Source organism: Desertivirga xinjiangensis (assembly GCF_024436435.1).
GTDB lineage: Bacteria > Bacteroidota > Bacteroidia > Sphingobacteriales > Sphingobacteriaceae > Desertivirga > Desertivirga xinjiangensis.
In genome coordinates this window covers 223,669-235,697 of sequence record NZ_JAFMZP010000005.1, presented here as the reverse complement: position 1 = coordinate 235,697, position 12,029 = coordinate 223,669, and the positions used below count along the sequence as shown (strand labels likewise).

Here is a 12,029-nt window from a genome sequence, read left to right as displayed (position 1 = left end):
ACCTTAGTATTTGAATTTAGCTATGTTGCGGGTGTCAATATCCATTATCATAGGCGGATGATCCGAGTATTGCCTCGTAAAATCATCGTAAATAGGCTGTGCCGCGAATGTGCCCTGAAGCACAGCTGGTGTAGCATAAACAAAGTCAATCCTTCGTCCCGGATAGGTAAAAGGGTAAGTAAAAGAATTATTTACAGAATTAGGAGACGTTCCTTTTTGCTTGTAACCATGCAGAAAGTGAATGGCATCGGTAAAGCCGGCACTCTCAATAGCATCTGTTACTACATAACTGTTGGCGGTATTTCCTGCTTCATAGTCTTTTGCTGCGACAGCATTGAAATCACCGGCAAGGATCCAGTTTGATTCCTGCGGAAACTTGCGGATGGTACTGTCAAGTACCGTATTTATCTCCTGCAGACGGTAATCATTTCCCAATCCGTCACCCTGCTGATGCCAGTAGTTTTGTGGCCACAAATGAGTAACTACCAGGTTTAAGTTACGATTGCTAAGCTTGGCGAAGATCGCTCCATGAGAGACATTCAGGGTAACCCTCCTGCGTGATTCCAGGGGAAACCTGGAGGTGATAGCCACTGGATAATTATCCGTTGCCTTTAAATTGGTCAGCACGTAAGGGTGGTCAAACCTGGCCGCCAGGCCTTGCAGGGATTCCTGTGTGAAACCATTGGCTTCCTGCAAGAGCAAAATATCAGGATCGTAAGACTTTACCCAGGCAACAAAGTTGTCATAGTTTTTAGCCCTATCGTTCTTCATTCCTTCCAGTATATTATAGCTGATCACCCTGAGCGTGTCATCGTTTAATTCCCCTGTTTCAGGGGCAGCCACTGTTTCATCGGTTTTCTTGCAGCCTGTGATACCTGTAATACCAGTCAGCAAAAAAGCAACAAGTGCAAGAAGAGCGAAAGATCTAATATGAGCTCTGAAGTTTAGCAAGCTTGTTTTATTATTTTCCATATGCTTCATAAGCTTTATTGTCAAGGTTATAATCTGATTTTACCACTTCCATATCCGGGATTGGATAATACTCATGACATGGCAGAATCCTGTTCTTCACTGTAGCATAGTCGGTATAGTCGTAGGTCATCTGGTACCAGTTGCCCCAGCGAACCATATCATATTTCCGTTGATATTCACCCAGCAGCTCCCGTCCACGTTCCCTCTGGATCTCATCAAGAAGCGCTTCCCGGTTTCTGAAAGTATAAGACCCGGTACCTGCCCGCTGACGTACTTTATCCAAATATTCAACTGATCTGGTAGTATTGCCCAGTTCCAGATAATTCTCAGCCTGCATCAGCAAGGCATCAGCATAACGGAACACCCGCTGGTTATTACCGTCTGCAACGTTAAACATGTTAAAACTCCAGAATTTTGGTCCGGGCCATGGAACATTCGTTGCAGTTCTGAAAGCCTGACCATTGTATTCCCAGGCCATATTCAAAGTAGTTCTTAAGTCAGCACTGTTCCTGCGCTGAAGCGACTGGAAGAAATAGTTGGTGGGCCTTAGCGGCGTCCAGGTTGTAGCGTTCGCCCCCAGTTCCGGAATGTTCACACCATCGTAAGTGGAACCCGAATTTCTCGGCGGCATACAGATCGCTGCCGAATTGGTGGTAACCTGCAGACCGGTAGCATCATACAGGTACTGGATCTCAAATATCGACTCCCTGATATTTTTATTCTTCAGCATAATATCCGTCAAAGGATACTGGCTAAGGTCGCCATAGATGGCTTCCAGCTTATCCATAGCGTCCCTGGCCACATCCCAGCGTTTATTCCATTGCGCCAGCTTGCCGATCATCATCCAGCCCATGGCGGCTCCGCTTCTGTTACCGGCCACATCATTGGTACGCACCTGCGGCAGATGCGGCACATACCTGATCAGTTCCTCGATCAGGTAATTCCGGGTTCCCACGGCATCCATACGTCCCAGCTTTGAAACCCGTTCCAAAACCTCTACATTAACAATGTCTTCAGTATAAAAAGGTACATCACCAAAGGTGCAGGTAAGGAACCAGTAATAATAGGCCCTCATCACCATCCCTTCGGCCAGGAGCCTGTTCTTTACCTCCTCTTCTACAGGAGCACGTTTTATCGCCTCAATAATGGAATTGCAGTACATCACTCCGCGGTAGCCCTGCGTCCACATGGTTTGCCCGAAGCGTGGCTGGGCGGGAGAAATATCAAGCTGGGCATCCAGAGTTCCCGAAGCTATCCACATCAGATCGGTTATACCTTCTGTAGCTATGAGGTAAGTATAATTATAAATAGACCGTAAAGGAATATAGCAGGAATTTAGCCCTGTAACCAGCTGCGACTCGGTTTGATAGTAATTGCCTGTGTTCACAAAGGATGACGGAACCTCATCTAAAGAGCAGCCCGTAACCAGTCCGAACATCATGAATGTAAAAACTAAACGTTTCATTGATTTATCTTCAAGATTTATCTAATACTTCTTTTAAATTAATATCTGATCTGCACGCTGGCGGTGATCGTCCTTGGTTTAGGGTAAGCCCCTATGTCGAGCCTGCGCAAGGTAGAAGTACCGCTTTCCGATGATACATCCGGATCAAAACCATTGTACTTTTTCCATAGAAGGAGATTTTCTCCCGTCAGCACAAACTGTACATCCCTTAGCGTATTGCGGGTTAGTTTATGAATATCGAAGGTATAGCCGAGTGAAACAGTCTTCAGGCGCAGGAAAGAAGCATCGTATACCATCCTGTCTGAGGCAATGGCATCGGCACTTCCTGCACGGGGAAGATCAGAACCGGGATTTCGAACCGGGTGCCATGCATCCAGCATAAAGCGGTACTGGTTGGTATTGATCGAGCCGTTGCCCATCCATTGCTCAGAAATATTATAGATCTTACCGCCCAGCGAATAGGCAATAAATACCCCAAGCGACAATTTCTTATAACGGAAGTTATTCTGCAGACCACCGTACAGATACGGATCTGCATTCCCCAGATACACAAGATCCTGCTCATTAAACACTCCATCGTGATTGGTATCCAGGTAACGGGCGGAGCCAGGCGTATACTGCGGATTTGAGGCCGAAACGTAAGCTTTCGTTATTTTATTCCGGTTTATTTCCTCCTGAGATTTCCAGGTTCCGCCATATTTGAATCCCCATAAGGCATTCAGCGGATAATCCTGCACATAGCCGTACATCATATAGCTGTTGTTGCCATATGCGCCATACACGTTCACATAATCAAGCGTACCAATATCCTCTACCTTCTGCGCATTATGCGATACAGAAAAAGAACTGGACCAGCTGAAATTGCGTTTTTCAATATTTCTCGTTTCGATACTAAATTCAACTCCTTTATTGGAGGTCTTTCCCACATTTGCAAAACGGGTACTGTAACCGGTTTGTGTAGGAACCTGTACATCGAGCAAGAGATCGCTGGTATACGATACATAGCCCTCTAACACCATGTTCACACGGTTCTTGAACAAGGAGATATCGGTGGCTATGTTATACATATCGGTCTTTTCCCAGGATAGGTTCTGACTCGCCAAACGGGAAGGATAAAACGCCACGGGCTGAGAGCCATTGAACAGGTATCCTCCGGTAGTGGACGCCAGGGCAGAAAGTGAGCGGTACGAGCTGATACCGTCATTTCCGGTACGCCCGGCCGATAGTCTAAGTGAAAGATCATTGATCCAATCCACTTTCTTCATGAAGTTTTCATTGCTGATACTCCATTTCAAAGCCGCTGAAGGGAAAAATGCCCATTTCTGGTTAGCTGCAAAGTTGGAGGCACCGTCGCGGCGACCGGTAACCGTCAGATAGTATTTGCTCTTGTAGTTGTAGTTGGCTCTTGCCAGGAATGACATAGCTACCTTTTCTGTATTTGAAGAAGAGGCTGAATAATTCTCCTTGTCGGGAATAGCATTCATGTTATTCCAGGTCACATCATCAGACTGGTAACCCTCGCCCTGTAAGGTTAAGTTATCCGACCCTCTTTTCTGAGCGATAAAGCCAGCCGTCATATCCACATGATGCGTACGGTTCCAGTCTTTTAGCCAGGCAAGCGTGGTCTGACTCATCAGGTTAGATTCATTAAACTCGCCCCGGTAAGCCGTTCCGCCTTCATTTACCGATTTCGCAGGAAGTGTTCCCGGTTCATAGCGGAAGGTGCGGAGCTGGTACTGGTAATATGTTAACTGTGAGTTTAGTTTAAGTCCTTTTAATGGCTCAATATCAACGTATCCGGTATGCGTATTACCATTTCTTTTTGCATTGCGGATCACACCGTAGTCAAGCACGGCGCGCGGCGAATTAAAACGCTGCCCGGAGTACCAGAGGTCGTTAAAGTTATCCCTCAGCTGGATCAGCGGGTTCAGGTAAATGGCTGCGCTCCACCAGTTGGTTCCCCCGATCGTCACCAGGTTCTGATCGTCGTCGCGCCCGGTATAATTGTACTTATACCCGGTTTTCATCCAGGGAAACAGCTGGTAATCCAGGTTTAAACGACCTGTAAAACGCTTTACGCCGCTTTTGTCAATAATACCCTGCGTATTATCATAGGCAAAAGATGCGTAATAATTGGTTTTTTTGGCTCCCCCCGATAAAGATACGAGATGATTATGGTAGTGTGCCGTCCTGGAGATCTGCTCTACCCAGTCGGTTCCTTTGCCTCGCGATAGCGGGTCAGGGTATGGGTAAGCGGATTGGGGTGTTTCTGATCCGATCTCTCCGTAATTATCAGAAGTTGAAAAGAAAGCCACATCATTACGATACTGCGCAAATTCGGCGGCGTTCATAATATCCAGCCTTCTCGGCAACTGAGAAATTCCGGCAACGCTTTTTACGGTGATGTCATCTTTTCCTTTCCGGCCCTGTTTGGTGGTAATGATGATCACCCCGTTACTTCCCCTGGTACCGTAGATCGCGGTAGCCGAGGCATCTTTCAATACACTTACCGAAGCGATGTCTGCCATATTGATGTCGGCAAGGTTGCTGATACCGTCGATCACACCATCGACCACTATAAGCGGCTCGTTGGTGGCCGATATAGACCTTGTTCCGCGGATCCTGATGGAAGCCGGCGCCCCCGGTTCACCCGTAGAAGCCATAATATCCGCACCCGGAATCCGGCCCTGCAAGGCCAGGTCGACAGAAAGAACAGGCGTATCTTTGATCTTATCGATGTCTATACTGACCACAGAACCTGTCAGATCCTTCTTCTTAACTTCACCATAGCCAATTACCACCACCTCATTTAGAGCACTTCCCTGCGGCGTGAGAGAGAAAACGGCTTCTACCGTTTTTCCCGCCTGTACTTCAAGCTTCCGCTCCTGTGTCCCAAAAGAAATGAAGTGAACTTCCAGCGTATAAGTACCCGGATTTACAGCCACAGAATATCGCCCTTCTGAATCAGTGGTAAAACTCCTGCTGAGTTCTTTAATACGTAAACTGGCTCCGGCCAGCGGCTCCCCCTTGTTGTCGGTAACGCGGCCGGCGATACGGCCCGGCTGCTGTTTGCGGTTCAGGATAACCGTTCCGTTGCTCTCCGTGAATTCCACATTGTGCCTGCTAAAAAGGTCCTTCAGGACATCCTCCAGGCGCTCATTGTTAAATTCAGCTTTCGGAACCTTTATCTTTTCCAGTCCGAGTCCCTGGGTAAAGCCGAAATCGAGCTGTGCCCTGTCCTGAAGATCTAAAATTATCTCGTAGAGATTCTTCTGTGTATAACTTACTGTAATTCTTTTATTCAGGGCCTGTGCCTTGCCCGTAGAGGCTTGCAGGATATTGGCACTGATTGCCAGAATAAAATAAAGTAAACCTGATACTCTCATAAACCACTTCCAATGAAGTAAAAAGCGCATAACATTATAAAAACTAGTACCACCCTAAACCAGGAAAAAAGCATTTGTACAAAATATAATACCTGATAATGCCTGTTATTTTCCCTAGATTTGGGGGTATGGTGACATTAATTTGTTGCTAAAAAGAAGAATTGCAGGCTTAGGGTCCAATCTATTACTGCCAATTCTGATATATTGAGCAGGTGCCGCTCTTTGCGGCCCTGTTTATTGAGATCTAATAGAAAACTACCCTATCCCCCTCCTTCCTGTATTTTTTGCCAACAACTTCAGAAAACTGTTCCAGCGTTTGTTCCAGGGGACGCGTTGAGCGAACGGTATAGTTGAACCGGGTCGCAGGTTCTGCATCAGCATACCCTACATGTACACCGTAGGTGTTCAGCATTGCCTGCTGAAAGTCCCTGAACGTTGCATGGTTTAACTGGATAATACCCTCCCGCCAGGAGGAAACCGAGCCGGCGTTCATATTCTTTACAGAATACCCATGGGTTTCTTTATTATAAGCCAGCATTTTATTGGGTTTTAGGTTAGAAAGTACTTTATGTTGATCCGCTACCTGTACCAGGCCCGTATTCACGGCAACCCTTACATCAGGTAAAGCATCGTATGCACTAACGTTAAAAGAAGTTCCTAATACTTTTACCTTTAGGCCAGAAGCTGCAATGATAAAAGGCTTTTCCGGATTCCTTTTTACGTCAAAAAAAGCTTCACCGCTAAGGGACACTTCGCGCCGAACCTTGCCAAAGCTTGCGGAGATCTTCAATGTTGAATTAGAGTTTAAGAATACCGTGGTACTATCTGGCAGGATGACCCGTTTAACTTGCCTGATGCCTGTTTCAATCTGGTCAAAAGCCTTATGCTGAGCAGCTATATCCTGATCTGCATTTTTATTCAGTCTTCCCGTTGTCAGCCAGACAGCACCGCCGATTACAGCAGCAAACGACGCAGCAGCCATATAGCGGAAACCCTTTGTTCTGAACCAGGAAACTTTTTTAGGCTCCGGTATGGCTATCAGCTCCCGTATCCGGCTGTCAAGCTCTTCCCGTAATTCCTCTGAAGAAGCCTCATCTTCCAGACCCGGCACTCCGGTTGTTGATTCCCCGAAGGAAGCGTACCAACGCTGTAGCAGCTCCTCATCAGGTTTGGAAAGGTCGCCTTGGAGATACCCTTCCATTAATTGCTTAAACTTATTTTTATCCATTTATCAGCAGATCGCGCCAAACATCTGATGCGCTTCTATGGATAAGTAGAGGACCTCTGCGATCCGTCCCGATAAAATCGATTAAGAAATCTTAACTGTTAGGTTAACAGAATGTAAAGTACAAAAAAGAGTGTAGAGTAATCCTCCGGGGATTCTTTTGAAAGCGCTGTGCGTAATTGCTGCAGGCCCCTGGTGATGTTGTTCCGAACAGTTTTCTCAGCCAGATTGAGGTTCTCTGCTATTTCGTTCACCGAATAATCCCGGCTTCGTAATTTAAATATCTCGCGCATGGTGTCGGGCATCTGCTCAAATTCTTTGTCGAGCATTCTGCCCAGATCCTGTGCGGCAAGGTTATCCTTAATACTGGCTTCCACTTCAACCATACGATCGTAGAGGTAAGTAAAAGCACGGTCTTCCACATCGAGTTTCCGGAAGTGCGCAATAAGGCGGTATTGCAGGGCAGAACGTAAATAAGCTTCGATGGAAGTGTTTATCCGGATAGTTTCGCGCTGCTGCCAGCAGTAAACAAACAGGTCCTGCACAATGTCTTTTGCCAGGTCGGCATCACGCAAACGACGATAGGCAATAGCATACAGTCCCTTCCAGTACGTATTGAAAAGGATGGTATAATTGGTTTCCGAAAACTCAAAAGTTGCTGTCCCACTACCCGTTAGATTAACCATACCATGTAATACGTTATTGTGCGTGTGTAATACAGTGGCAAAGCTATGAAATATCGGGCCGAGGGGACTAAAGAGGTGTATTAAGTTTATATTAAATTAAAATTAGAAGCCTACGTTCAATATCACAATGACTCGTTTTTTCATTTGAGTCTTCCACGATTAAAACATACTGACTAAGATTCTGTGTGAACTAATCCTGGATCTGCAAATGCCGTTTCTTCGCTTTCTTTCCCCTTTTCCCCCATTTACGGTTATACCAGATTATGTATCCGGTTACAGGCAAAGACGCTCCCATCAGCGAAGCACATCGTGCGGTTTATCCCCACTCTGATCTGTAGAAGCATTTATTAAACTTTCAAAAAGTTTGAAAGTTTAATCTTTCGTCAATCAGGCGCATTAAGAAGCAATTGGTTGATGAAAATTATTTCTGTACTGTAAACTCAATATCTTTCTTCCCTAACAATCCTTCAGCACATAAGCCCTCTATCCTGCACACAAAACCTGATACCAGGTCAGAGCTATAAAAATCAATTACCGCTTCCCCCCTTTTGTCTGTAATTAAATCAGACTTCCAATACAGGGTATTTCTAAAATCAGGTAAAGGATCCAGGCGAGACGTATTATTTTCATAATCCGGATGAAAAAACTCCCTCGGTAAACTATACCCCCGTAATCTCGCCATATTTCTTTTTTTCAGGAGTTCCTCCTCGGTGAATTGCGGATAATGGTAGACCACTTGTTTGAAATCTCCTGATCCAAACGAATAGGGATGAGAGATAACCTGGCTACGTTTAGGTTCAATTAAGGTGGAATATTGTTTGCCTTCAATTGGCTTAGGGCCGCCAGATTCAGCGGGGCAATTTAACCACCCGCATGTTCCCACATAGTCTTTTATAAGATCGGCTTTGGTTAGACTATCCAGATAGCCCAAATACTTATCACGAAATTGCCGATTGCCCGTTTCTTTAATTGTCACTTCTTTTAAGGTAATGCCTCTTCCCCACATGGAGGTCACTGGAATTTCCTTGTTTGTTCTGTTTATATTATTTATTTCGTGTATTGGGTAGCTAATTTTCTTTGCTTGAATTTCATTATATTAGCTCAAAAGGGTCAACGATTTTAATATCAGTCTTGGTTTCCTCTGCAACCATGGCTCTTAAATAGAGGTAACCATTGTTGGCTGATGCCAGGTCATAGGGGGCAATGGTAAACGAGCCCAGGGAATCGAGCACGGTAAATCTTCCATATCCCTTATTGTCGGGGGCAAAAAGTTGTACAGGGAATTGTCCTGATGTTCCTTTTTTTTGCTTCACTACACTCACATTTCCGTGTATGCTATTTGTAAGAATGGATGGCGTGTCGGACATTTTCGGGGTGTTATGATTCCAGACGTATCTTCGCCATCCTTGTGTAAGCATCAGAACATCCAATGCTGCTACACGTTGCAAATTTTCGTCTTCGAAGTAATAAGCAGGATTGTATATATCTCCCTTAAGTTGATTGTCCAGGTAAAAATGTGTCAGAATATTTTTGCAGTTAGATGGGTCTTTATACAAGCGGTCAAAAATGCTTACGCCTAAATGTGCCACTACAGGATTATTAAGTTCGTCAGTAACTTTAATTTTAATGGATCCCTTTTCACGTAAACCTAGTACCGGTTTAAGTAATTTGGATGTGATATACAACTTGCTTTTCGTATTTACGTAGACCAATCTTTCCGCTAAGGGCATCATATCTTCTCCAAATAGTGTTACTTCGGCCACTCCCTGAGTAAATTCTTTTGCCGGCAATTCTATGGTTAGACTGTCTTTTAAGATAGCCTTAGCCATACTGTATACTTTGCCACGAATTTGTGCTCTTAAATAAATGGTTCCAGGAATGCTGGCTGAAGATTTGTAAAGTTTAAAAACCAGATCTTTTGTACTCTCTCCGATATAATGCAGCACAATACCTTTGGGTAATATTTCCCCTACAGGGTAGATTGAATCGGAGTAAGGCGCATCAAGTCGCAGGCGGTACTGTTTGCCTGCTATCGGTCTTAACTCAATTTTTCCCATTCCATCATGCAATGACTTGAAACGTGATAAAGTCTTGTTCTCTTCTAATAAGGTACCGCTAACTTCTACAGGAATACCTTTCACATCAACGGCTTTAAAGGCTAAAATATTGGGAAGCCCTGCAACAAGGTAACCACCTTCCGGAAAAACATAGAAATGAACTTTATTTCTGTTATAAGGTACTGGCATGATCCCGACAGCCGATTTACCTTCTTTTTGATTGAAAGCTTCTATCATGACCTGAGAGCCTGCGACCGGAATACCTGCCTTGAACGTTATTTTTGCCCTCCCCGCGTAGTCTGTTTGCAGTTTCAGAGTTTCCAAAAGCTGGCCGTCATTGTTCAGTACAGCATTTATATTTGTTAAAGGAAGCAGAGCTCCGGAGGAGGAAGATAATTTCAGTGCTAAAGATATCTGCTGACCATCTACATAGACCTTTTTGTCAAATTGTGCCTCGATTTTAAGTTGAGGGATAATGCTTTTTCTGATATTGATCCGCCTTAAATTTTTAAAATCATTTTGACCTTTGAAGAAGCTACTGGTGCTGAATGCTTTGAGATCGTAGTCCCCTTCCTCAAGCGTGTCGGGAAGGTATAAACGACCCTCCGAGAAGCCATCCATTATCACAAATTTTTCCTCTATCACCGCTCCAGGCTTATCTACCGGAGTAAGCTGGATATAAAGCGTGGTATCGATAGCAAATGGCTTCAAGCTCTGTGCATCTGCAAAATATGCCTTAAACCACAGGTCTTCTCCGGTTTCGTAAATATCTTTGTTAGGCTGGAGGTAAATTACAGCATTTTTTCGTGCTAACGACGTTTCTAAACTATCAATTAACTGTCTTGTTACCTTTGTGTCCAGTTGAGAGAATGAATCCACCGGAAACACAAACCAAAACAAAAAAGCCAAACATAAAAACTTATTTATCATCATTAATTTTACTGATTGAAACTTCACTACTTTAACTGCCTCTTATTGATTCTGCTTCTTTTTTCTAATGTAAATATCTTATAGATCAGATAGTCTTCATTTAAATTATCAGGGATATATTCAATATTTAATCCTTCTTCTGTAACAAATGCATTTTGCAGGTACCAATTCTTAATTGTTCCAATATTCGTTTCTCCCAAATAGTTTAAGCTTTCATCTAAAATAATTATGGAAACGGACTTATCTGTCCATTGGCTAGACTCCGTATAGTTATTAACCCGATGCCTTAAAAATCGATAATATACCTTCCTGAATTTATCATACTTTATAGCTGCATACTCGTCATTTTCTAAAACATGTTTTACAAAAGTTTTGACTGACATTTCACTAGGTTGGGTTTGAATTGACCGGATCGTATTGGCAAAATTACTTCCTCCATAAGTCACTTTGTAATCTGGCTGCTTTAGTTTAGCAGTATATAAGTCATGAGAAATCGGAAAGCTGAATACTAAAATTCCCTTTTCATCATTGTAATCCATAAACACTTCTGTAACTTTTCTCCACTCCAGTTATAGTTATTCCAATACAGTGAATCAGGATATGTATGATAAAAATTAACTTTGTCCGTCAGACAATCAGTATAGGAAACAAAGTTAAAATTACTTATAAGGCTATCTTTTAATGTGTCAAATGATTGGCCGACAAACAATAACTGGTCGTCAACTCTGATAATCGGATTTGAGTATTGGACTAAGCCTCAAGCTTTTTTATCTTTCCTATTTGATAAATAGAAAACGTATTTCTTCAGAATTGACGCGCTTATTGAATCTTTAAATCGAATCTTCCCTCAGTGGCATTAATGCTTTGACACCCCTGTTTATCAAGTTTAAATTCGAAAGTGCAAGAAATGAAATGATTGACCAGGTCTATCTTAGTAATATTCAACGAACCCGATACGATCCTATCCTCATAATAATAACACCTTGATTTCGAGTCATAGTAGATCACTCCGTTATTATCAAAAGTATATGTTCCTGTCTTATTGACCCCTGTCAACCCAATTCTTAACTCCATCTGATTTTCGGAGGATAAAAACCGAAAGTATGTGATCCAGATTGTGTAATGGCAGGCAGTTTTTCTTTATGTATAATCAAGGTACTGTCCTTTTTACATTTCATACCTGTCAAGGATAAAAAGCATACATAAAGAATTAACGGGAGTAGTTTGTTGAATTTCATGTATTTTAGGTTACTACAACAAAAATTATCTAAGAATTGCTAACATTGTCATTTCGAATATTGTGTTATT

9 protein-coding genes are annotated in these 12,029 nt (G+C 43.4%); all 9 read right to left on the bottom strand.

From position 1 onward, the window contains the following. Positions 1-3: 3 nt before the first annotated feature. Positions 4-972: an endonuclease/exonuclease/phosphatase family protein gene (locus J3P37_RS15240; protein WP_256012209.1), complete on the bottom strand. Its 969-nt coding sequence runs from the start codon at positions 970-972 to the stop codon at positions 4-6. Next, on the bottom strand, positions 962-2,437 hold the full coding sequence (locus tag J3P37_RS15235) for a RagB/SusD family nutrient uptake outer membrane protein (RefSeq protein WP_256012208.1): 1,476 nt from the start codon (positions 2,435-2,437) through the stop codon (positions 962-964). Before J3P37_RS15235 ends, J3P37_RS15240 begins: the two co-directional genes overlap by 11 nt. 38 nt (positions 2,438-2,475) lie before the next feature. Further along, on the bottom strand, positions 2,476-5,823 hold the full coding sequence (locus J3P37_RS15230; protein WP_256012207.1) for a SusC/RagA family TonB-linked outer membrane protein: 3,348 nt from the start codon (positions 5,821-5,823) through the stop codon (positions 2,476-2,478). A gap of 244 nt (positions 5,824-6,067) precedes the next feature. Beyond that, on the bottom strand, positions 6,068-7,051 hold the full coding sequence (locus tag J3P37_RS15225; RefSeq protein WP_256012206.1) for a FecR family protein: 984 nt from the start codon (positions 7,049-7,051) through the stop codon (positions 6,068-6,070). Positions 7,052-7,149: 98 nt separating this feature from the next. Then, positions 7,150-7,734, bottom strand: a complete 585-nt coding sequence (locus tag J3P37_RS15220) for an RNA polymerase sigma factor (protein ID WP_256012205.1) — start codon at positions 7,732-7,734, stop codon at positions 7,150-7,152. Between the two features lie 421 nt (positions 7,735-8,155). Continuing rightward, positions 8,156-8,710, bottom strand: a complete 555-nt coding sequence (locus J3P37_RS15215) for a hypothetical protein (protein ID WP_256012204.1) — start codon at positions 8,708-8,710, stop codon at positions 8,156-8,158. Between the two features lie 115 nt (positions 8,711-8,825). Next, positions 8,826-10,724 carry a hypothetical protein gene (locus J3P37_RS15210; protein ID WP_256012203.1) on the bottom strand — a complete coding sequence of 633 codons (1,899 nt, stop codon included), beginning with the start codon at positions 10,722-10,724 and terminating at the stop codon, positions 8,826-8,828. A 23-nt stretch (positions 10,725-10,747) separates the two neighbouring features. Next, positions 10,748-11,260 carry a DUF4221 family protein gene (locus tag J3P37_RS15205; protein ID WP_256012202.1) on the bottom strand — a complete coding sequence of 171 codons (513 nt, stop codon included), beginning with the start codon at positions 11,258-11,260 and terminating at the stop codon, positions 10,748-10,750. 280 nt (positions 11,261-11,540) lie between these two features. Continuing rightward, positions 11,541-11,795: a Riean_0653 family protein gene (locus J3P37_RS23150; RefSeq protein WP_369414084.1), complete on the bottom strand. Its 255-nt coding sequence runs from the start codon at positions 11,793-11,795 to the stop codon at positions 11,541-11,543. Positions 11,796-12,029: the final 234 nt, after the last annotated feature.